This window comes from Citrobacter sp. Cpo071, from assembly GCF_030332765.1.
Classification (GTDB): domain Bacteria; phylum Pseudomonadota; class Gammaproteobacteria; order Enterobacterales; family Enterobacteriaceae; genus Citrobacter; species Citrobacter portucalensis.
In genome coordinates this window covers 692,458-715,523 of record NZ_JAOWHE010000085.1, presented here as the reverse complement: position 1 = coordinate 715,523, position 23,066 = coordinate 692,458, and the positions used below count along the sequence as shown (strand labels likewise).

Below are 23,066 nucleotides of genomic sequence, written 5' to 3'. Positions count from 1 at the left end.
TGCACAATTTAACGACTCAGATGAGAGTGAAAAACCGTTGTTGCGGAACTTCACTATTACTTATTTTGTAATAATCCCTGAAGCCGCGGTTTTTGTTGACTAAAAAGTTCGCATAACCAGTCAATGAATACCCGAACCCGAGGGGCGAGATGACGTCTGTCCGGGTAAAGCACCGAAACTGGTTTTGATTCTCCGGTATAATCGGCCAGCACCTCAACAAGCTGGCCTGACTGAAGATAGGGCGCAAGGACAGCATGAACGCCACGTATAATGCCGAGTCCAGATAAGCAGCCGGTCAACAGAATATCGGAGTTATCAACGCTTATCCGCCCTGCGGGGGTGAACGATTCGGTTTTACCTCTATTGACGAAGGTCCATTCCAGCGCTTCGCGATGACGCTCGCTAAAAAAGTTAAGCGCCTGGTGTCGGGATAAATCCTCTGGTACCTGCGGCACCCCCTGTTTTTGCAGATAATCCGGTGAAGCACAGGTTACCATTTTGACCTCACCAAGCCGCCTGGAGATCAAGGTCGAATCTTGTAGCTCGCCAATACGGATCATGCAGTCGATGCCTTCGGCAAGCATATCGATTCTACGGTCGGTGGAGGTGAGTACCATCTCGATGTCAGGATATCGCGACTGGAAATCTTTCAGCGCAGGAACTAACACGGAGTGCGCCAGCGACAGAGGGGCATTAACCCTGAGTTTTCCGCGCGGTGGGCGGGCAGGTGAAAAAGAAGCCATGATGTCATCAACGTCACTGAGCAGGATTTTTGTGCGTTGGTAAAAGGCATCACCTTCTTCTGTCAGACTCACTTTACGAGTCGTGCGGTTAAGCAACTTTGCCCCCAGATCGTCTTCAAGATGTTGGATAGCTTTGGTCACCGCAGGGCGGTGCAGGTGTAACACATCTGCGGCTCTGGCAAATCCACCTTGCTCAACAACCTGTACAAAAATGTTCATGTATTCAAACATACTGGAACGCATTGCTTATTCTCTCCCGGTATTCGACCATTGTTATTATGCAAGTAATAATCATGTCTGCATAGGTTGCCGAATGCTGCTCTACACTTAGGGTTTTAATGTTGAGGGTTGCAGCATGATTAAGGTCTATGGGGTACCGGGCTGGGGATCGGCCATCAGTGAAGTGATGCTCACACTGGCGGAGATCCCTTACAGCTTTATTGATGTGGACGGTTTTGACAGCGATGGTCCTTCGCGGGAGTTGCTTAAAACAATGAATCCACTATGCCAGGTGCCCACGCTGGTACTGGAAAATGGCAGCGTGTTGACGGAAACGGCGGCGATCGCGCTGATGATCCTCGATCGTTGCCCAGCACTTTCGCCACCCGTTGGGCACGCCGAACGCCAGCAGTTTCAGCGTCTGCTGATATGGTTGGTGGCAAATGTCTATCCCACGTTTACCTATGCCGATTATCCTGACCGATGGGTACCGGACGCCCCGGCGCAGTTGAAAAAGAACTGCATTGAGTACCGTAAATCCCTCTATATGTGGCTGAACAACCAGCTAAGCGCCGAGCCGTACGCATTCGGGGATCAGCTAACACTGCTGGACATTTACATTGCCGTTATGCGTACCTGGGGACCAGGGCATGACTGGTTTCAGGACAACACGCCGAATATTAGCGCTATCGCCGATGCGGTTTGTCAGCACCCACGGCTGCGTACTGTACTGAAAAACAATAAGATTATTTGATTAAAAAAACGCTGTTCCGCAGGAGTGCAATTCCCGGAACAGCGGGCGAACTATCGCCATAAGTTTAAATTACGCAACAGAAGGGGTGAGCGTAATACGATCCAACGGACCCACGATAAACAGATAGGAAACCAGGCCGATCAGCCCCATCGAGCCGACATACAGGATGGCGTAATCAAAGGACTGGGTATTCGCCAGAATGACGCCGATCACCAGTGGTGTGATGATACTGGCCATATTGCCGCACATATTGAATACGCCTCCTGCAATGCCAAGCACTTCTTTTGGTGAGGTATCGCTGAGAACGCACCATCCCAGATTGCCAAAGCCTTTGGCGAAGAACGCCAGACTCATCGCGGCGATAACCACAAATTCTGACGATGTGTAATTCGCGATAACGATGACGCAGGAAAGCAGCATTCCGCAGATAACCGGCAGCTTACGGGCAATCGTCAGGCTGTAGCCGCGCTTTAAAAGCCAGTCGGAGAAAACACCGCCTAATAATCCACCGATAAAACCGGCAATGGCAGGGATACTGGCGACAAACCCCACTTTGAGGATCGACATGCCTTTCGCCTGATACAGATAAGTAGGGAACCAGGTCAGGAAGAACCAGGTAATTGATGTCACGCAGAACTGTCCGATATATACGCCAATCATCATGCGGTTGACGCAGACGCTTTTAATTTGCGCAAAGGTAACCTTCTGTGGCTCTTTTTTATTACCCAGCGACGGTTCACCACCGCCTTCCCGAATATAGTCAATTTCCTGCTGGTTCACCTTTGGATGATGCATAGGGTCTCTGACTTTGACCAACCAGAAGATGCCAAGAATAACGCCTATTGCCCCAATGTAATAAAACACAAAGTGCCAACTGAGATTATGCAAAATAATCGTCATTAGCGGCGTAATAATCCCTAACGAGATATATTGCGCGGCCTGATAGACAGAGGTAACAAAGCCCCGTTCGTTATTAGGAAACCACTGCACGCTTAATCGGCTGTTGGCTGGAAAGGCTGGAGCTTCAATCGCACCCATCAGTAATCGTAAGATAATCAATACGACAAGCGGGCTGGCGTACAGATAAATGGTGCCCTGAAACATCGTTACCAGCGACCAGCCAATCAGTGCGCAGCCGTATACCAGACGAGAACCATAGCGATCCAGGAGCCAGCCGCCGGGCAGTTGCATAATGACATAAGAAATACCGAAGGCAGAAAAGGCCAGCCCCATTGCTTCAGGATCAAAACCTAATTCTTTGCTCATAATCGGAGCCACGACGGATAATGTCGCGCGATCGGCGTAATTAAATACGGTAGCAAGAAACAGAAATATCAGAATGCCGTAACGCACTTTTGTACGCTTTATTATTGTGTTCATCACCCACTCCTTTCATAAGGTTGAGAGCGTTTCTGTAGGGAAGAGGGCGGGTATTACTTACCCGCCAAATTAATTAAGGACGTTTGCCAAACTCGCAGGTTAATTGCGTCCAGCGGCGCGCCTGCTCGCTGATGCTGAAGCCCAGACCGTGACGATCGGAAACCCACATCCGGCCATCGCGCAGCTCAAGTTGTTCGTTAAATAACGGGTTCAGCCATTCAAAATGCTCCAGCCATGGCTCAAGCGGATAAGCGGCGGACAGATGCAGGTGAACTTCCATAGCGAAGTGTGGAGCCAACTTGCGACCATGTTTAGCCGCCAGGTCCATAATTTTCAGGAACGGTGAAATCCCTCCCACACGCGGTGCATCGGGCTGCACAAAATCGCTGGCATTGCCGAGGATCAGCTGTTCATGCTCGCGGAAGCTGGTCAGCATTTCACCGGTGGCAATCGGGGTATCAAGCGCGGCGGCCAGTTGGGCGTGGCCTTCAACATCGTAGGCGTCCAGCGGCTCTTCAATCCAGATTAGATTGAACTGCTCCATTTTACGTCCCATACGGATGGCGGTTTCCCGATCCCACTGCTGATTGGCATCGACCATTAGCGGGAAGTCATCCCCCAGCGCTTCACGCACCGCGGTTAAGCGGCGAATATCCTCGGCGCAGTTTGGCTGACCAACCTTGAGTTTGATACCACCAATGCCGTTTTCACGGGAAATAACCACGTTTTTTAGCACCTGATCCAGCGGCGTATGCAGGAATCCGCCGGAGGTGTTGTAGCACTGCACGGAGTCCCGATGCGCGCCAAGCAGTTTTGCCAGCGGCAATCCTGCACGCTTGGCTTTCATATCCCATAATGCGATATCGATAGGGGAGATGGCTTGTACCGCCATGCCGCTGCGCCCCACGGAAGCGCCAGCCCACAGCAGCTTGGTGTAGATCTTGTCAATGTCGTTTGGATCTTCGCCTAACAGGTTATCGGCAATTTCTTTGGCATGCGCATATATTCCCTGGCCGCCAGCCCGCTTGGAGTAACTAAATCCCACGCCTTCAAACCCGTCGCGGCTGCGGATCTCGGCGATGATTATGGCGACTTCAGTTAGCGGTTTCTGGCGACCGGTGAGCACTTTGGCATCGCTCACGGGTGTTGCCAGAGGAAGGAAAGCCAGAGACAGTTTTACCCATTCAATACGGTCACCGGTTTCTGCTGCGGTTTTAGCGTTAGCCGATTTGGCATAGGTCACGGCATCGGAATTGGCACTTAAAGACATATTGTTCTCTCCTGGTGATAACAAATGATTGCGCTATCATTTTTAATGTTAGCGCAATCACTGTGCCAGCGAATTGACTGCGATTTGAACAATTGCTCACAAATTCAGAGAGAGAAGGGTGGTAAATTATAAACGACGTCACATTCCAGTACTTTATGGAGAAATGCACAAATCATTGTGATTGCGCTATCATTTTGAGTGGCGATAATTAACTAAGCTGCTGTTTTCCCTGCGTTATCACTGAGCAACGCTGGCAATAGCCAAAATCATGATGAATAATGCCAGGATAAATCAGCGATTTTTGACAAGGGCATCGACAGTGAAAAATCCCAAACCACCGCGCGCTCCCACGCTGGAAGATGTTGCCCGTACCGCGGGATTGTCACCCATGACGGTGAGCAGGGCGTTGAATACCCCGCAGCTGGTGCGCCCGAAAACGGTTGAAAAAGTGATGCAGGCGGTGCGCGCCACCGGCTATATTCCCAACGCACTGGCTGGGGGACTGGCGTCGCGTCGCAGCAAGCTTATCGCCGTGGTTATTCCGCAAATTAACAACAATATGTTTGTCGATACCATCCAGTCATTAAGTGATGAACTGGCAGAACGCGGATACCACATTTTGCTTTGCGTGTCGGGTTATACACCGCAAACTGAGGCAGAGCTGGTGGCGACGCTGCTTTCTCGTCGCCCGGATGGTGTAGTACTCACCGGTATTCATCATACCTCCGAGCTTAAAAAAGTGATTCTTAATGCGGCCATCCCGGTCGTGGAAATCTGGGATTTAACCCCAACACCCATCGATATGCTGGTCGGTTTTTCGCATGAAAAGGTCGGGCAAGCGGTGGCAGACTATCTGCTGAATAAAGGCTATCGACGTCCGGGGTTGTTATGGACTGCCGATCGCCGGGCAGGCCAGCGTAAACAAGGACTGTGCGATGCGTTGAGTCGTCATGGTATTGCTGCTGACGCACAGGTGGACGTCCCACTTCCGGCCTCTCTGGCATTGGGACGCTCTGGATTAACGCAGCTATTGGCTGAAGGCGCGTTTGATGTCATTGTCTGTAGCTCAGATACGCTAGCCCAGGGGGCGATCATGGAGGCTGAAAGTCGCGGTATACGCGTGCCGCAAGAGTTGGCGGTAATCGGTTTTGGCGATCTGGATTTTGCTGCCAGCAATCGGCCCGCCATCACCACCGTCAGCGTCGACAGACGGGCCATCGGGCAACGTGCTGCCTCACTGCTTGCCGATCGTATCGAACAAATTCCGCGTGAAGACGATATTATTGATGTCGGTTTTCATCTGGTAGAACGAGAGTCCGCATAAGTTACCTGCAACCCAAAACAATAAGGAATCTGCTATGCCGCACGTTGATATTAAATGTTTTCCTCGCTCTCTTACCGACGAACAGAAAACCGCCCTGGCGGCGGATATTACCGAGGTTATTATTCGTCATTTGCAAAGCAAAGACAGTTCAGTCAGCGTGGCGCTCAATGAAGTTGAGCCAGAGGCGTGGCAGGCCGTGTGGGATAAGGAAATTGTGCCGCAGATGGCGAGATTAATTAAAAAACCTGGCTACAGTATGTAAGAAAAAACGGGCGGATTTCCGCCCGTTTTCGTTGTGCTTATGGCGTAACGATGTTGAACCAGAATTCGAATTTATCCATATAGCCGAGCATGGCATCAAGCTTGGCGCCGTCACCGGTTATCTTCACGTCACCGCTGTCTTGTGCCTGTTTCAGCGTCACTTCCTTGAGGATGATTTTGTTCAGCGTATCGCGATTAAGCGTGATCGTAGCATCGGCATCTTTCGCTTCGGCATTGGCGGTATGGTTCAGGACGCCATTCTCCAGCTCAAGCTTATATTTACCGCCATCACTGCCAAGATCGATGTTAAACACCGACTTCGCATCACCCGCTTTTTGTCCGTTAATATGCACTGCCAGATAATCGAAGAACATTTCCGGCGTCATAGCACGAACGGTATCCGGGCTGGCGGTATTCGGGGTTGGGCCTTTGACCACGCCGTTACGCAGCTCTTGCGCGCCGGTCAGGTAGAAGTTACGCCACGGGCCGGATTCAGCCTGATAACCCAGTTGCTCAAGCGCATCTGCTTCCAGATTACGTGCGGCCTGGTTATTTGGATCGGCAAACACGACTTTGCTTACCACCTGTGCCACCCAGCGGTAGTTGCCCTGGTCATAGTCTGCTTTTGCTTTCTGCAAAATGGCGTCCGCACCACCCATGTAGTCGACAAATTTCTTCGCAGACTCTTCCGGCGGCAGCTCATCCAGCGTTGCCGGGTTGCCGTCAAACCAGCCGAGATAGAGCACATAGGTCGCTTTTACGTCATGGCTCACTGAGCCATAGTAACCGCGGTTAGCCCAGGTATGTGCCAGTGAGTCCGGCAGCTTAAAGTTGGCAGCGATTTCATCGCGGGTCAGACCTTCGTTAGCCATGCGTAGCGTCTGGTCGTTGATGTAACGATACAGATCGCGCTGACTTTTCAGCAGGCTGACCACCTTGTCATTACCCCAGGTTGGCCAGTGGTGCTGCGCCATCAGCACCTCGGCTTTATCACCCCAGCGCACAATCGCTTCGTTGATGTATTTGGACCACGGCAGCGGCTCACGAATTTTGGCTCCGCGCAGGGAGTAGGTGTTGTGCAGGGTGTGGGTAACATCTTCTGCGGATTCAATCAGTTTCTTCTCTTCGATGTACCACAGCATTTCCGATGGAGCTTCGGAACCCGGAGCCAGCATGAAGTCATAGGTCAGGCCGTCGATGACCTCTTTTTGTCCATCTTTCTCAATGATATTTGTTGGCGCAATCAGGGTAACGGTTCCCGCGGAGGTCGTGGTTCCCAGTCCCGCGCCGACCTGGCCTTTGGCATCAGGTTTTAACAGGTTGCCATACATGTAGCTCGCGCGGCGGCTCATGACGTTACCGGCCATGATATTCTCAGCGACCGCGGCTTCCATAAAGCCGGCTGGCGCATAAACTTTCACTTTGCCCGCTTTAACGTCGGCTTCATCGACAACGCCGCGTACGCCGCCGTAATGGTCAACGTGGCTGTGGGTATAAATCACCGCAATAACTGGTTTTTGACCGCGGTTTTTAAAGTAAAGATCCATCCCGACTTTGGCCGTTTCTGCCGAGACCAGCGGGTCAACAACGGTGATGCCTTCTTTACCTTCAATAATGGTCATGTTTGACAGATCGAGGTTACGAATCTGGTAAACGCCATCCGTTACTTCAAACAGCCCGCTGATGTTGATCAACTGAGATTGACGCCACAGGCTCGGGTTTACCGTATCCGGGGCTTTATCGCCTTCTTTGATGAACGCGTACTGCTGCGGATTCCAGATAACATTTCCCTGCTCGCCCTTGATCACGTCCTGCGGGAGTGGGGCGATAAAGCCTTTGTGGGCGTCGGTAAAGTCGGTGTTATCGGAGAAGGGCAGTTGATTGTAAAGCGCGTTGTTGGCTTGTTGCGTGGCGGCTGTAGCGTCTTTGGGGGCTTCAGCGGCCATAAGGGGAACAGAAAACGATGTGAGTAACCCAGCAAGTATAAAACTTTGTGCGATTCTATTAAGTTGCATCGTAAAACCTCTCTGACACTTCAAAGTACAGTTGGGGATGCTGCTTTGACGGATAGCGTTTTGATTAGGTATTTGAGTTAGTGCAAGATTAACTATAATTCACATTAATGATTAGGCAAGGAAGGCAGAGTAATTTATCTAACTGGTTTTTCAGAAGTTTTAAGAAAACAGTTGCGGATGACAGAGCAGAACTGCCATCCGTTAGCATACTATCATTCACCTGCGATAATGCGTTTCCCGCTGGAGATAAACGTTCCGGCCCCAAGGTGATGCAGAGTATTGAGCTTGCCATCATCAAACTGCCAGCGTCCTTCCACGAAGGCTCGCTCATCAGCAGCAGCGGAGACTACTTCCCCAAACAGAGTGTCATATTTTTCCTGTGCCGCCGTGGCTGGCAACAGGCGACACTCCATCCAGGCCAGACATTTCGCTTCTATCAGCGGTAAACCTAGCACGGGTCCTTGCACCACGGGAATGCCGTAACAGTTGAATTTATCTTCCACGCGACCGGAAACGCTGCCTACGGCCCAGGTCCAGTTGACGGCGGCGATACCCGGAATAACGATGCCGAATTTACCGCTACGTTCAATGAGATCTCGCGACCAGGCGGTCTTATCAACAACAATTGCTACCCGCGGCGGCTCAAATTCCACGGGCATTGACCATGCCGCAGCCATCACATTTCGCCGCTCGGTATGCTCATCCTGGCTGGTTATCAATATCGTTGGGCCATGATTGAGTAGCCGGCTGGCATGTTTTAATTCGATCGGACGAAAATGGCTCATGGATGCTCCTTGGCTGAGAGATAACACACCACAATAAACATAGATATTAACGGTATTAGCGATTTTGTCGCCTCACAGGAATTAACAACGCACAAAATCGACAGCGTAAAACGAAAAATACGTTATAAGTACTGCATTAATCGAACAGGAACTCCGTATGACGCCTTTTTTAACCGCTTATTTTGCCCGTATTGGCTGGTCAGGTTCGGCCAACGTCAACCTTGAAACCTTGCAAGCGCTACATCTACTGCACAACAGCGCAATTCCATTTGAAAACCTGGACGTATTATTGCCAAGAGAGATGCAGCTTGACGATTTGTCGCTGGAAGAGAAGCTGGTAACGGCGCGTCGTGGCGGTTATTGCTTTGAACAGAACGGCGTGTTTGAGCGCGCGTTACGCGAAATCGGTTTTAACGTACGTAGCCTTCTCGGTCGCGTGGTACTGGCAAATCCGTCAAGTCTGCCGCCGCGCACGCATCGTTTGTTGCTGGTTGAATTGCAGGGAGAGCAGTGGATCGCCGATGTTGGCTTCGGCGGGCAAACGCTGACAGCACCAATTCGTCTGCAGGCTAACTCTGAGCAGAAGACGCCACACGGCGAATATCGGCTGATTCAGGAAGGTGAAGATTGGATCCTCCAGTTCCGTCATCACGAACACTGGCAGTCAATGTATCGTTTCGATCTGGTCGTGCAGCATCAGAGCGATTATCTGATGGGCAACTTCTGGTCCGCACACTGGCCGCAATCACATTTTCGCCATCATCTGCTGATGTGCCGTCATCTGCCCGACGGCGGGAAATTAACGTTAACCAATTTTCACTTTACCCATTATCAGGATGGACATGCGGTAGAGCAGATTAATTTGCCTGACGTCGCCAGTTTGTATGCATTGTTGCAAGAACGATTTGGACTGGGTGTGGATGACGTGAAGCATGGATTTACCGAAGATGAGCTGGCGACGGTCATGGCGGCGTTTGATACGCATCCGGAGGCGGGGAAATAGGGGCATCGGAATTAATGCCGGATGCGGCGTCATCGCCTTATCCGGCCTACGGGAACAATTAAAAATCTATCGCCCATTCTGCGTGAAACAGGATCACCGCCGAACCGGTAATGGTGACTTTTTCCGGCTGGTTTTCACGGATAGTCACCGTCACATCAACAATCCCGTCGCGTCCGAGCGCACGGCCCTGATGCCCCTGAACACGTAACGTTTTGCCATCATGCGCCATCAGCCCATGGTGGACCAGCCACGCGCCCATTGGACCGTTGGCATTGCCGGTAACCGGGTCTTCCACAATACCAATAGCAGGTGAAAACATGCGGCCATCAGTGGCGTTTTCGCCCTCGCGGATTTGAAAAGGGAAAAAGCCGTTACAGCCAATTTGCTGGCTGATGGCGGTCAAAGCCGGTAAATCAGGGGAAAGGGCGTCAAGGTCCACCTCGGGTTTCAGTGGAATCATCACTTTCGAATGTCCGGTCGTGGCAACCTGAATGGGTAAGCCTGCCAGCATATCGTCTTCGCTCAGGTGCAGCGCATCGAGAATCGCAGTACGAACAGCGCCCTCCAGCGGAGGTTCAAAACCCGGTTCACCTTGCTCAAGGCTAATGCGATAGTCATTCCCGGTAGCGTCAATATCCACCCGATGACGTCCGGCCAGCGAGGTTTGCCAGACCATGCAGTTGCCCAGACCCAGCGCCCTGGCCCGCACGTAATGCGCGGCGACGGTAGCATGCCCACAGATAGGAACTTCGACCGTCGGGGTGAAATAGCGGATGCGAACATCGCTGTCGTCACTGGTCAGCAGAAATGCGGTTTCTGAATGACGCAGCTCGCGAGCGATGAGCTGCATCTGCGCGTCACTCAGCCCATCAGCATGTAAAACCACACCTGCTGAGTTGCCGCGAAAAGGGACCGGGGTAAAGGCATCGACGTGGTAAACCTGTGGTTTCATTAGCGTTCTCCCTGAAATGGAGAAGCATCATAACGTACAAAAGGCGGGATAGCGATGCAGGCCCGGTAAGCGCAAGCGCTACCGGGCATCAGAGTTCAATTATCGGCGGGAACGAACTATTTGATAGCGGCGAGTGAAGTACTCAAACGGCGCACTCCATACGTGGACCAGACGGGTGAACGGGAATAGCAGGAAGATAGTCATCCCCAGAACCAGGTGCACACGGAAAATCAACGCCACGCCATCCAGATGTGCAGATGCGCCGCCCTGGAAGGTCACCACTGACTGCGCCCAACCAACCAGTTTCAGCATTTCACTGCCGTCAGGATGCTGTGCGGAGAACGGGATGGTGGTTAAGCCGAGGATACACTGAATCAGCAGAACGCAAAGGATCAGAATATCAGCGGTGGAAGACGTTGCACGAATGCGCGGGTTGGTCAGACGCCGCACCAGCAAACCTGCGCCACCAACCAGCGTCAGTACGCCACAAAGCCCACCGGCAATCATCGCCATCTGTTGTTTCACCGCAATCGGCAGGAACCAGGCATACATCCAGTGCGGCGTTAGCATGCCGAACAGGTGACCGAAAAAGATCCCCAGAATGCCGATGTGGAACAGGTTTGACCACAGCACCATGCCGCGTTTGTCCAGCATCTGGCTGGAAGAGGCGCGCCAGGTGTATTGCCCGTAGTCATAGCGTAGCCAACTGCCGAGGATAAACACCGTACCGCACAGGTACGGGTAGATATCGTAAAAAAAGACGTTCAGGTACTGTATCATTTCGGGCCTCCCGCGCTGACGTCGACATACTGCGGCGCAACGTCCTGGCTAAAGCGTCGTTGATAGTTTTGTAACGGTGAACTGTCGCAGGCGGTGGCGTTATCCTCGATAAACTTCACCTGTTCCTCTTCCCACACCGCATCCAGCGCCTGACGAGTATCATCGCGGGTTTCAGCACCAACCTGTTTAGTGACACTGTCACTTGATAGAGGACTTCCGGCAAGCAGCAGCAGGGCGTCAAACAGTTGATACCATGGCGTATCGCGCTGTTTTAAGCGCCCGCCCAGCAGAGCCAGAATCGGTGCAACGTTCTGCAGTCCTTCTTTGGCCTGGTCCTCCGGCAACACGCTCAAATACTCCAGATACAGCGGCAGATGATCCGGCAGTTCGCGGCAGTCGAGCTGTAGCCCGACCTTTTCGTACTGCGCCAACAGATCAACCATCGCCTGACCACGGTCACGGGACTCGGCGTGCACATGCTCAAACAGCAGCAGAGAGGTGGCCCGGCCCCGGTCAAAGATTTCGCACCATTCCGCTTGTTTATCCAGCAGTGGCGCATTGAGCAATCCCTGGCTAAATTCGGTAAGCATGGGGGCATCGCTGGCCACAAGCGCCAGCGCGTCGTCTTTACACTCCCACAGCAGTTCGTCGGGATATTCCATCAGCAGGCCGATAACCTTCAGGATTTGCATTATTCACCCTCCGCTTTATCGCGCACTTCGGTGATGTCGATGGCATCAATACGGCTACTGTTAAACAGGTTGAATTTGGTATCTGAACCATGGCAGCCGTCACCGAAAGTAAATCCGCAGCCGTTTTTCTCCGGGAAGGCATCGCGCGCCATTTCACGGTGGCTGGTCGGGATCACAAAGCGGTCCTCATAGTTGGCGATGGCCAGATAGCGATACATCTCTTCAACCTGCTCAACGGTCAAACCTACTTCCTCAATCGCGCGGGTGTCCGTCACGCCTTCCACTGTTTGCGCACGCATATAGTGGCGCATGGCCATCATACGTTTCAGCGCGCGCAGCACCGGACCGGTATCACCCGCACTGAGCATGTTGGCGAGGTACTGAACCGGAATTCGCAGCGACTCAACCGCAGGCAAAATGTTGCCATTGTGCGGCAGTCCGCCCGCGTCGGCGACCGACTGAATCGGTGACAATGGCGGTACATACCAGACCATCGGCAGGGTGCGATATTCCGGGTGCAGCGGCAGCGCCAGTTTCCAGTCCATCGCCATTTTGTAGACTGGCGAACGTTGGGCCGCTTCGATGACGTTGTGCGGAATACCTTGTTTTAACGCCTCTTCAATGACCGCCGGATCGTGCGGATTGAGGAATACATCGCACTGACGCTCATAGAGATCGGTCTCATGCTCGGTGCTGGCCGCTTCTTCGATGCGGTCGGCGTCGTACAGCAATACGCCGAGATAACGGATACGTCCAACGCAGGTTTCCGAACATACCGTCGGCTGGCCAGACTCAATACGCGGATAGCAGAAAATGCACTTCTCTGACTTACCGCTCTTCCAGTTAAAATAGATTTTCTTGTACGGACAGCCGCTGATACACAAGCGCCAGCCGCGACATTTGTCCTGGTCGATCAGCACAATGCCGTCTTCTTCACGCTTATAGATAGCACCGCTTGGGCAGGTGGCGACACAGCTTGGGTTCAGGCAGTGTTCACAAAGTCGCGGTAAATACATCATGAAAGTGTTTTCGAACTGGCCGTACATCTCCTTTTGCATCTTCTCGAAGTTACGGTCGCGGGCACGTTTTGAAAATTCGCCGCCAAGCAGTTCTTCCCAGTTTGGACCCCAGATAATCTTGTCCATCCGCTTACCATCGATCAGCGAACGCGGACGCGCGGTGGGCTGATTCTTGCTTTCCGGCGCGCTATGCAGATGCTGATAATCGTAGGTAAACGGCTCATAGTAATCATCGATTTGCGGGATCACCGGGTTGGCGAAAATTTTGGTGATCACGCCCATCTTACCGCCCAGACGCGGTCTTATCTTGCCGTTAACATCGCGAACCCAGCCGCCTTGCCACTCTTCCTGATCTTCCCAGTTCTTTGGATAGCCAATCCCCGGTTTAGTCTCGACGTTGTTAAACCACGCATATTCCATCCCTTCACGCCCGGTCCAGACGTTTTTACAGGTGACGGAGCAGGTGTGGCAGCCGATGCACTTATCCAGATTAAGAACCATGCCTACCTGTGAGCGTATTTTCATTTTTTCGCCTCCTGTACCTGATCGCGACCTTCATCATCCAGCCAGTTAATATTTTTCATTTTTCTAATCATGATGAACTCATCGCGGTTAGAGCCGACCGTACCGTAATAGTTGAAGCTGTATGCCAGCTGCGCATAGCCACCTATCATGTGCGTGGGTTTCGGGCAGACGCGGGTCACCGAGTTATGGATCCCGCCGCGCATCCCGGTCACCTCTGAGCCAGGGATATTCATGATTCGCTCCTGAGCGTGATACATCATGGTCATTCCCGGTGGCACGCGTTGACTCACCACTGCACGCGCGGTGAGCGCACCGTTGGCGTTGAAGGCTTCAATCCAGTCGTTATCCTCAATGCCCAGCTCTTTGGCATCGGTTTCACTGATCCAGACAATCGGTCCGCCGCGCGACAGCGTCAGCATCAGCAGGTTTTCGCTATAGGTGGAATGGATCCCCCATTTCTGGTGCGGCGTCAGGAAGTTGAGCGCTTTTTCCGGGAAGCCGTTAGGCGGAACCTCGCGCATTTCACTGACGCTGCGGGTATCGATAGGTGGACGATACGCCACCAGACTTTCACCAAACGCTCGCATCCACGCATGATCCTGATACAGCTGCTGGCGACCGGACAGGGTACGCCATGGGATCAGCTCGTGGACGTTGGTATAGCCTGCGTTATAGGAAACATGTTCACTTTCCAACCCGGACCAGGTGGGGCTGGAGATGATTTTGCGCGGCTGCGCCTGGATATCGCGAAAACGGATCTTCTCGTCTTCTTTGTTCAACGCCAGATGCGTATGGTCGCGTCCGGTCATCGCCCCCAGCGCTTCCCAGGCTTTCACCGCCACCTGACCGTTTGTTTCCGGTGCCAGGGCGAGGATCACCTCAGAGGCATCCAGCGCGGTGTCAATCAGCGGTCGGCCTTTTGCCGGGCCTTCGCGCTTGGTGTAGTTCAGCTTGCCGAGGAAATCGACTTCCGCCTGGGTATTCCACGCAATGCCTTTCCCGCCGTTACCGAGTTTGTCCATGAGCGGGCCAAGTGAAGTAAAGCGTTCGTAGGTGGCGGGGTAGTCACGCTCCACAACGGCGATATTCGGTGCCGTTTTGCCCGGGAGGAGATCGCATTCGCCTTTGCGCCAGTCCTGAATGTCAAACGGCTGCGCCAGCTCTGCCGGAGAGTCGTGTTGCAGCGGTTGCAATACCACATCCGTTTCTTGTCCAAGGTGTCCGACGCAAACCTCAGAAAATACTTTGGCGATGCCTTTATAAATTTCCCAGTCGCTCTTCGATTCCCATGCCGGGTCGACCGCCGCAGACAACGGGTGAATAAACGGATGCATATCCGAGGTATTCATATCGTCTTTTTCATACCAGGTAGCGGTTGGCAGAACGATATCGGAGAACAAACAGGTGCTCGACATACGGAAATCGAGCGTGACCAGCAGATCGAGCTTGCCCTCTATCGCCGCCGACTGCCATTCAACCTCTTCAGGTTTGATACCCTCGCTTGAGCCAAGCGCTTCCCCCTGGATCCCGCTTTCGGTACCCAGTAAATACTTGAGCATGTATTCATGCCCTTTACCGGAGGAGCCGAGCAGGTTAGAGCGCCAGACGAAGAGGTTGCGCGGATGGTTTTTGCCGTTATCTGGCTGTTCGCAGGCAAAACGAATATCACCTGACTTCAGCGCCTGTGCGGTGTATTGCGCAGGAGATAGCCCTGCTTGTTCAGCTTTTGCTTTAACGGTCAAAGGGTTGAGGTTAAGCTGCGGCGCAGACGGCAGCCAGCCCATCCTTTCTGCACGTACGTTAAAGTCAATCAAATGTCCGCTAAACTTCGACGCATCGGCCAGCGGAGAGAGGAGTTCCTGCGCGGTGAGTTTTTCATAACGCCACTGGCTGGAGTGGTTATAGAAAAACGAAGTGCTGTTCATCTGACGCGGTGGTCGGTTCCAGTCCAGCGCAAAGGCCAGCGGCAACCAACCGGTTTGCGGACGCAGTTTCTCCTGACCCACATAGTGCGCCCAGCCGCCGCCGCTTTGTCCCACGCAGCCACAGAACACGAGGATGTTAATCATGCCACGGTAGTTCATATCCATGTGATACCAGTGGTTGACGCCAGCCCCGAGAATGATCATCGAACGGCCATGCGTTTTGTGCGCAGTATCGGCAAACTCACGGGCGATCTGTTCGATATGACGGCGTGGCACCCCCGTAATTTGCTCGCCCCAGGCCGGGGTGTAGGCTTTCACTTCGCTGTAATCTTGCGCGCTATGAACGTCATCCAGACCACGATCGAGGCCATAATTCGCCAGCACCAGATCATAGACGCTCACCACCGGGCAACGGCTACCGTCAGCGAGGGTAAGATGTTTTACCGGCAGTTGACGGATCAGCACCGGTTCTTGTTTTACACTGCGAAAATGTGGGTTTTCGTTGCCGCCAAAATAGGGGAATGCCACGCCGGTCACTTCATCATGCTGACCAAGCAGCGAAAGAGAAAGTTCAGTTTCAGCGCCAGCCGCCAGTGGTTCCAGGTTCCATTTGCCTTTTTCCCCCCAGCGAAAACCGATAGATCCGTTCGGGACAACCAGTTCGCCAGCGCTGTTAAAGGCTACCGTTTTCCACTCTGGATTGTTGCTTTCGCCCAGACCATCGACAAGGTCTGAAGCACGCATCATGCGTCCAGGCACGTAGTTGCCATCTTCGCGGGCATCCAGTAAAACCAGCATCGGCATGTCGGTATAGCGACGACAGTAATTGAGAAAATAATCGCTGGGATTGTCGAGGTGGAACTCTTTCAGGATGACGTGGCCCATCGCCATTGCCAGCGCGCTGTCTGTCCCTTGTTTGGGTGCCAGCCACTGATCGCACAGTTTGGCGACTTCCGAGTAATCCGGCGTAATGGCAATCGTCTTGGTGCCTTTGTAGCGTACTTCTGTGAAAAAGTGCGCATCCGGGGTACGGGTCTGCGGCACGTTAGAACCCCAGGCGATGATATAGCTGGAGTTATACCAGTCGGCGGATTCAGGAACGTCGGTCTGCTCGCCCCAGGTCATCGGTGACGCGGGCGGTAAGTCGCAGTACCAGTCATAGAAACTCAGACAGGTTCCGCCGATTAGCGAGAGATAGCGTGTGCCGGCGGCATAGGAAACCATCGACATCGCCGGGATCGGGGAGAAGCCGACCACGCGATCCGGGCCGTAGGTTTTCACCGTCCAGACGTTGGCGGCAGCAATCAGCTGATTAAGCTCTTTCCAGTTCGAACGGATAAATCCACCGCGCCCGCGTACCTGCTTGTAGCTCTGGCATTTTTGCGGGTCGTTCATAATGGATTCCCAGGCCAGCACCGGATCGGGCTGGCGGGAGAGGGCGTCGCGCCACAATTCGATTAAGCGTTTACGCACCAGCGGATATTTCAGGCGGTTAGCGCTATAGAGATACCACGAGTAACTGGCGCCGCGTGGGCAGCCACGGGGCTCATGATTTGGCAGGTCAGGACGGGTACGCGGGTAGTCGGTTTGCTGCGTTTCCCAGGTCACCAGCCCGTTTTTAACGTAGATCTTCCAGCTGCATGAGCCGGTACAGTTAACGCCGTGGGTAGAACGCACAATTTTGTCGAACTGCCAGCGCTGACGATAGCTGTCTTCCCAGTCCCGGTTGGTGTGCATCACTTGCCCATGCCCCTCGGCAAACGTATCGCCCTTTTGTTTAAAGTAGCGAAAGCGGTCTAACAGTTTACTCATGACATAACTCCTGCTTCGATAATATTGCCGACGGTGAATCGAACTCCAGGCCTGATCCGACCTACCTGAATGTCCGATCCTGCGGTATCCATTTTGTTATTTTTTTTGTGATTTACGGCCATAGACCAACCAGGTCACCAGCACGCAGACGATGTAAAACACGAGGAATATTTTCATGGCACCCACCGGAGAGCCGGTCAACGCCAGCGATGAGCCAAACGCTTTAGGAATGAAGAAGCCCCCCACTGCGCCAATAGCGGAGATAAACCCCAGGGCGGCTGCGGTATCGGTTACCGCTTCCCGCTGAGCTTGCTCTTCAGTGCCACCATGCAGCTTCACCCGATAAATTGTGATTTTGCGAAAGATCACCGCAATCATCTGGAAGGTTGAACCGCTGCCCAGACCCGCGGTCAGGAACAAGCCCATAAACACCAGGTAAAACGCGATAAAGCTACCTTCGCCCGAGCCGGGCAAAGTGAGAAACAGCAGGGCGCTGAACAGTGCCATAAAGATGAAGTTAATTAAGGTGACACGCACACCACCAAACTTGTCAGAGATAACACCACCCGCCGATCGTGCAAGCGCGCCGATGAAGGGGCCGAAGAACGCCAGTTGCAGGATATTCACGTCGGGGAACTGGGTTTTCGCCAGCATGGCAAAGCCTGCCGAAAAACCGATAAATGAACCGAAGGTGGCGAGATACAGCAGGCTTAATAACCACAGATGAAAACGCTTGAGTACCGGTAACTGGGAGGCAATTGAGGCCTTCGAGCTGGCAATGTCGTTCATTCCCATGCCCGCTGCCACGGTGGCTATCAGCAGTAACGGCACCCATATCCATGCTGCATTGGCCAGCGACAATAACGAGCCGTCAGCTTGCGGTACGCCCTGTACGCCCAAAAAGGTAAATATGGGCAGAAAGATCACCAGTGGCGCGATCAACTGCATCACGCTGACGCCGAGGTTGCCGAGACCACCGTTAACGCCTAACGCGCTGCCTTGCTTCGCTTTGGGGAAGAAAAAGCTGATATTGCCCATGCTGGAGGCAAAGTTAGCGCCAGCAAAACCACACATCAGCGCAATGATAATAAATACACCGAACGGAGTAGCGGTATTTTGCACGGCAAATCCGAGCCAGACGCAGGGAATAACCAGAATAATCGTGCTAAAAATGGTCCAACGACGCCCACCAAATATAGGTACCATAAAGGAGTAGGGAACGCGCAATATTGCACCAGAAAGAGAAGGCAGTGCCGTTAATAAAAACAGTTGGTCGGTGGTGAAATTAAAGCCAATTTTATTCAGATTGACGGCAACGGCGCTGAACAACATCCAGACGCAGAACGCAAGCAGCAAGCAACTCACTGATATCCAGAGGTTTCTGCGCGCAATGTGCTTGCCTTTATTTTCCCAAAAGCCGGGGTTCTCTGGTTTCCAGTCAGTTAAAAGATAACGATTATTTTTCTCATTTGATGATGACATATTATTCTCCATGCACATGCCGTTCATGAAAAAGAAATAAACGCATGCAGCGCCGCGCGGCTTCTTTTTAGAAACTATTGAAAAGTTTTAGGAATATTGACTGAAAGAATAGATAAAAAAGCGCAATAACGCGGCGTGATGGGAGAATTACACGTTGCTTAAGTGTTACTAATTGTAAACATAAAAGATGTATTGTTAATCCATCTATTACATCAAATAAATAACTCCTGCGTTATCATACGATCAAGGTGACGATCGAATGCAGGATCGGCCATTTCCTCAATACCCAATATGTACATACCATCCAGGCCGCAGACTAATGCGATTAAGCGCCATGCGACGTCGGCGGCATCAGGCGCGGATGAGAACTCACCGGCTTTCTGTCCTTGTGTAATGATGTTGGAGGTTTCTTCGTGCCACATTCGCATGGTCAACAGGTAGGCGCTTTTAATTTCCGGATCTTTACCCGCAACAACCTGTGCTTCACGCCATAGCTTAATATAGGGTTCCAGACCACCATCTTCACTGCCTAGCATCGCATGCAGTCGCTCACGGAAACTGGCGTCTTCGCTGACCAGTTCGGCATCAAGTAGGGTGCGGATAAGGCGCACAAATGCCTGGGATTTGAGTTCGCCGGCAGAGGCGAAATGGTGATGTACCTGGCCCGTCGCGACGTGAGCTTCTGCAGCAATGCGTCGAACCGTCATGGCGGAAAATCCTTCTTCAAGTGCGACATGCATTGCTGCTTGCAGAATCACTTCCCGACGTTCATCCCGATTTAGATAGCTCATCATTCCTCCTGTACCCGTATAGATCGCAGTCTAACAAAAAGTTGGACATATGTTCAATTTTCCGTAGGATCGCTAAAGCTGGACATGTGTCCAGTTTTGGTTTCGTTAGGGAGTTTTATGTTTCGTCAGTGGTTAACGTTAGTCATTATTGTGCTGGTCTACATCCCTGTTGCGATTGATGCAACGGTGCTGCACGTTGCCGCGCCCACGCTGAGTATGACGCTGGGTGCCAGTGGCAACGAGCTGCTGTGGATCATTGATATTTATTCCCTGGTAATGGCCGGTATGGTATTGCCAATGGGTGCGCTGGGCGATCGCATCGGCTTTAAACGTCTGCTGCTGTTAGGCGGTGGATTATTTGGTCTCGCATCGCTGGCGGCCGCTTTTGCTCATAGCGCAAGCTGGCTGATTGCCACCCGGGCGGTATTGGCGATTGGCGCGGCGATGATTGTTCCGGCAACGCTGGCGGGTATTCGCGCCACGTTCTCTGAGCAACGGCATCGAAATATGGCGCTCGGCGTCTGGGCAGCGGTCGGTTCCGGCGGTGCGGCGTTTGGCCCATTGGTTGGCGGGATGCTGCTGGAGCACTTCTACTGGGGGTCCGTATTCTTAATTAATGTGCCAATTGTCCTGGTGGTAATGGCCTTAACCGCACGCTTAGTGCCACGCCAGGCCGGACGTCGCGATCAATCGTTAAATTTTGGTCATGCGATCATGCTGATTGTTGCCATTCTGCTGTTGGTTTACAGCGCTAAAACTGCGCTGAAAGGGCATACGGCGACCGTTGCCATCGCCCTGACGCTGTTAACCGGCGCTTTACTGTTGTGGCAGTTTGTCCGTATCCAGCTTGCGGCAGCTCGCCCGATGATTGATATGCGTCTGTTCACGCATCGCATTATCTTGAGCGGTGTAGTGATGGCGATGACCGCGATGATAACGCTGGTGGGTTTTGAGTTGCTGATGGCTCAGGAACTACAGTTTGTTCACGGTTTAACACCATATCAGGCTGGATTGTTCATGCTGCCTGTGATGCTGGCAAGTGGTTTCAGCGGACCGATTGCCGGTATGTTGGTTTCACGCCTGGGATTACGTTGTGTGGCAACGGCGGGCATGGCGCTGAGCGCCGTCAGTTTTTACGGCCTGGCGATGACGGATTTCAGTAGCCAACAGATACAAGCCTGGATTTTGATGGCTTTGCTCGGCTTCAGCGCCGCCAGTGCGCTCCTGGCTTCAACGGCGGCTATCATGGCAGCAGCGCCGGCGGAAAAAGCCGCGGCCGCTGGCGCCATCGAGACAATGGCTTATGAACTGGGGGCAGGACTTGGGATCGCTATCTTTGGCTTACTGCTGAGCCGTAGCTTTTCTGCATCGATTCTGCCGCCAGCCGGACTTAATGCGCAGGAAATGGAACGTGCCTCATCGTCAATGGGGGAGGCGGTACAACTGGCGCACTCGCTCCCGTCGTCACTGAGTGAAGCATTGCTGACGGCTGCCAGAGAAGCGTTCACCTGGTCACATAGCGTGGCCTTAAGCAGCGCCGGCAGCATGCTTATCGTATTAGCGATAGGAATGTGGTTCAGTCTGGCAAAGGTACAACGTTAATAACTAGTGAGCTAAATGACAGGGGTAATCCATCTCTTCGACTTCTTTCCCACTCAGTCGAGCGTATTGCCCCGTCAATCTCCAGAACGCAGGCTGTGTTTCCGTATAGATTTCTGCCGCTAATATCAGGCGGCGGCGATCTACCTCATTAAGTTCCAGAAGTGTCCACGGAATAAAGTAGCGATCGCTGTCCGTCAACGTAAACCACAGTGGGCATCCGCAGCCGGAACAGAAGAACCGTTCACCACGATTTGAAGAAGGAAAGTGCGAAGGTTCTGCCGATTCTGGCGACATCAGCGGGTGAGTGCTGGCTTCCAGATACATGGCGATGCCGCCTGACCATTTCTGACACAGCGTACAGTGGCAGGCATAGACATCCAGCATTTCGACGTCAACGGTAAAATGACTCTGTCCGCAAAGACAACGACCAGTGAATGTCTGCACGGCATACTCCTTATGACCGAGTCTACATTAAGAGAAAAAGCCAGCCCTTGAAGGACTGGCTTTGTATTCAGACTACAACAAAATTAGAACTGGTAGTTCAGACCAACAGCCACGATGTTGTCAGTGCTGATCTGCGCAACATTTTTAGTGAAGTTAGTGTCATCCAGCAGGTTGATTTTGTAATCAACGAAGGTGGACATGTTTTTGTTGAAGTAGTAGGTAGCACCCAAGTCTACGTATTCAACCAGATCCTGGTCGCCGTATGCACCCAGATCTTTACCTTTGGATTTCAGGTAAGCGATGGACGGACGCAGGCCGAAGTCGAACTGGTACTGTGCAACAGCTTCAAAGTTCTGAGTTTTGTTAGCAATACCGTCGATTTTACCGAATGTGGTCATATTGCGGGTTTCGGAGTAGGTGGTCGCCAGGTAGATGTTGTTCGCATCATACTTCAGACCAGCAGCCCACACTTCCGCATTCTGACCTGAAGCGTAAAGACCGTTGGTGCCGTTGCGCACTTGACGATCGGTACGGTCAGATTTCGCATAGGTAGCACCAACGCCGAAACCTTCGTATTCATAGGTAGTAGACAGACCGAAACCATCACCGTTCGCTTCAACTTCATCGGTACGATCGTTTTTGCCCTGGTACTGAGCGGCAAAGTTCAGACCTTCAACCAGACCGAAGAAATCGGTGTTGCGGTAGGTAGCAACGCCGGTAGCACGCTGGGTCATGAATACGTCGGTCTGGGTCCAGGTATCACCACCGAACTCAGGCAGGACGTCGGTCCATGCGCCGATGTCGTAAGCTACGCCGTAGTTACGACCGTAGTCGAAAGAACCGTATTCAGCGAATTTCAGGCCAGCGAATGCCAGACGGGTTTTGTCTGCTTCGGAACCCTGGCTTTCGGAACGGTTGCCTTTGAATTCGTATTCCCACTGACCAAAACCAACCAGCTGGTCATTGATCTGAGTTTCGCCTTTGAAGCCCAGACGCGCGTAGGTTTTGTCGCCATCGCTGCTGGTGTCGTCAGAGAAGTAATGCTGAGCGTGAACTTTACCGTAGATATCCAGTTTGTTTGCGTCTTTGTTATATACCTCAGCTGCGTTTACCGCACCTGCCGCCAACAGGCTAGTCACTGCCACTGCAACTAATTTAAGTTTCATTCTAAATAATCCTTATAATTTTTTCTTGGTGTGTTTCCTAAACCATTGCTAAACGAAGGGGTTCGTCAATGGCAAACTATTTTTAAATGACGCAGTGGTATAAGTTCAATAATAAGTTTCAT

19 protein-coding genes are annotated in these 23,066 nt (G+C 52.5%); 5 read left to right on the top strand and 14 right to left on the bottom strand.

The genetic code is table 11. The annotated features are described in order from the left end of the window. Positions 1–56: 56 nt before the first annotated feature. The gene (locus tag OGY09_RS20560; RefSeq protein WP_020996394.1) at positions 57–986 is read right to left on the bottom strand and encodes a LysR family transcriptional regulator; all 930 of its coding nucleotides are present in this window, start codon (positions 984–986) and stop codon (positions 57–59) included. A 112-nt stretch (positions 987–1,098) separates the two neighbouring features. Here OGY09_RS20560 and OGY09_RS20555 point away from each other — a divergent pair, with 112 nt between their 5' ends. Next, positions 1,099–1,716 carry a glutathione S-transferase family protein gene (locus OGY09_RS20555; RefSeq protein WP_032943495.1) on the top strand — a complete coding sequence of 206 codons (618 nt, stop codon included), beginning with the start codon at positions 1,099–1,101 and terminating at the stop codon, positions 1,714–1,716. Positions 1,717–1,785: 69 nt separating this feature from the next. Here OGY09_RS20555 and OGY09_RS20550 read toward each other — a convergent pair whose 3' ends face one another. Further along, positions 1,786–3,096 (bottom strand): MFS transporter, encoded by a 1,311-nt coding sequence (locus tag OGY09_RS20550; RefSeq protein WP_032943494.1) that lies wholly within the window; start codon positions 3,094–3,096, stop codon positions 1,786–1,788. A gap of 73 nt (positions 3,097–3,169) precedes the next feature. Next, entirely contained in the window at positions 3,170–4,366 is a 1,197-nt protein-coding gene (locus OGY09_RS20545; RefSeq protein WP_032943493.1) for an L-talarate/galactarate dehydratase, read from the bottom strand. Positions 4,367–4,685: 319 nt separating this feature from the next. On the opposite strand from OGY09_RS20545, the gene OGY09_RS20540 reads away from it, so the two are divergent. Continuing rightward, positions 4,686–5,690: a LacI family DNA-binding transcriptional regulator gene (locus OGY09_RS20540; RefSeq protein ID WP_164079414.1), complete on the top strand. Its 1,005-nt coding sequence runs from the start codon at positions 4,686–4,688 to the stop codon at positions 5,688–5,690. Between the two features lie 34 nt (positions 5,691–5,724). After that, on the top strand, positions 5,725–5,952 hold the full coding sequence (pptA, locus tag OGY09_RS20535) for a tautomerase PptA (RefSeq protein WP_032943490.1): 228 nt from the start codon (positions 5,725–5,727) through the stop codon (positions 5,950–5,952). Between the two features lie 37 nt (positions 5,953–5,989). Here the strand turns inward: pptA and OGY09_RS20530 are convergent, their stop codons facing one another. Both OGY09_RS20530 and OGY09_RS20525 read right to left on the bottom strand, forming a co-directional pair. After that, on the bottom strand, positions 5,990–7,966 hold the full coding sequence (locus tag OGY09_RS20530) for an alkyl/aryl-sulfatase (RefSeq protein ID WP_032943483.1): 1,977 nt from the start codon (positions 7,964–7,966) through the stop codon (positions 5,990–5,992). A 212-nt stretch (positions 7,967–8,178) separates the two neighbouring features. Continuing rightward, the gene (locus OGY09_RS20525) at positions 8,179–8,751 is read right to left on the bottom strand and encodes a flavin reductase family protein (RefSeq protein WP_008784810.1); all 573 of its coding nucleotides are present in this window, start codon (positions 8,749–8,751) and stop codon (positions 8,179–8,181) included. 157 nt (positions 8,752–8,908) lie between these two features. On the opposite strand from OGY09_RS20525, the gene nhoA reads away from it, so the two are divergent. Beyond that, positions 8,909–9,754 carry an N-hydroxyarylamine O-acetyltransferase gene (nhoA, locus tag OGY09_RS20520; protein WP_008784809.1) on the top strand — a complete coding sequence of 282 codons (846 nt, stop codon included), beginning with the start codon at positions 8,909–8,911 and terminating at the stop codon, positions 9,752–9,754. A gap of 58 nt (positions 9,755–9,812) precedes the next feature. On the opposite strand, the gene OGY09_RS20515 is transcribed toward nhoA, so the two are convergent. From OGY09_RS20515 to OGY09_RS20485, 7 genes are all read right to left on the bottom strand, one after another. Next, the gene (locus OGY09_RS20515) at positions 9,813–10,706 is read right to left on the bottom strand and encodes a PhzF family isomerase (protein WP_008784808.1); all 894 of its coding nucleotides are present in this window, start codon (positions 10,704–10,706) and stop codon (positions 9,813–9,815) included. Between the two features lie 99 nt (positions 10,707–10,805). Further along, the gene (gene narI, locus OGY09_RS20510; RefSeq protein ID WP_003833047.1) at positions 10,806–11,486 is read right to left on the bottom strand and encodes a respiratory nitrate reductase subunit gamma; all 681 of its coding nucleotides are present in this window, start codon (positions 11,484–11,486) and stop codon (positions 10,806–10,808) included. Then, positions 11,483–12,178: a nitrate reductase molybdenum cofactor assembly chaperone gene (narW, locus tag OGY09_RS20505; protein WP_003833045.1), complete on the bottom strand. Its 696-nt coding sequence runs from the start codon at positions 12,176–12,178 to the stop codon at positions 11,483–11,485. Before narW ends, narI begins: the two co-directional genes overlap by 4 nt. Beyond that, positions 12,178–13,722 (bottom strand): nitrate reductase subunit beta, encoded by a 1,545-nt coding sequence (gene narH, locus OGY09_RS20500; protein WP_008784807.1) that lies wholly within the window; start codon positions 13,720–13,722, stop codon positions 12,178–12,180. Before narH ends, narW begins: the two co-directional genes overlap by 1 nt. Continuing rightward, positions 13,719–17,459 carry a nitrate reductase subunit alpha gene (locus OGY09_RS20495; RefSeq protein WP_032943481.1) on the bottom strand — a complete coding sequence of 1,247 codons (3,741 nt, stop codon included), beginning with the start codon at positions 17,457–17,459 and terminating at the stop codon, positions 13,719–13,721. Before OGY09_RS20495 ends, narH begins: the two co-directional genes overlap by 4 nt. Before the next feature lie 96 nt (positions 17,460–17,555). Beyond that, entirely contained in the window at positions 17,556–18,941 is a 1,386-nt protein-coding gene (locus OGY09_RS20490; protein ID WP_008784805.1) for a NarK family nitrate/nitrite MFS transporter, read from the bottom strand. 212 nt (positions 18,942–19,153) lie between these two features. After that, positions 19,154–19,732, bottom strand: a complete 579-nt coding sequence (locus OGY09_RS20485) for a TetR family transcriptional regulator (RefSeq protein WP_032943480.1) — start codon at positions 19,730–19,732, stop codon at positions 19,154–19,156. A gap of 117 nt (positions 19,733–19,849) precedes the next feature. On the opposite strand from OGY09_RS20485, the gene OGY09_RS20480 reads away from it, so the two are divergent. Then, a complete protein-coding gene (locus OGY09_RS20480; RefSeq protein ID WP_032943479.1) occupies positions 19,850–21,334 on the top strand; it encodes an MFS transporter in 1,485 nt (494 codons plus the stop codon). 3 nt (positions 21,335–21,337) lie between these two features. Here OGY09_RS20480 and OGY09_RS20475 read toward each other — a convergent pair whose 3' ends face one another. Both OGY09_RS20475 and ompD read right to left on the bottom strand, forming a co-directional pair. Continuing rightward, positions 21,338–21,778: a GFA family protein gene (locus OGY09_RS20475; RefSeq protein ID WP_008784802.1), complete on the bottom strand. Its 441-nt coding sequence runs from the start codon at positions 21,776–21,778 to the stop codon at positions 21,338–21,340. Between the two features lie 83 nt (positions 21,779–21,861). Beyond that, positions 21,862–22,944, bottom strand: coding sequence for a porin OmpD (gene ompD / locus OGY09_RS20470; protein WP_008784801.1), 1,083 nt, complete (start codon positions 22,942–22,944; stop codon positions 21,862–21,864). Between the last annotated feature and the right edge of the window lie 122 nt (positions 22,945–23,066).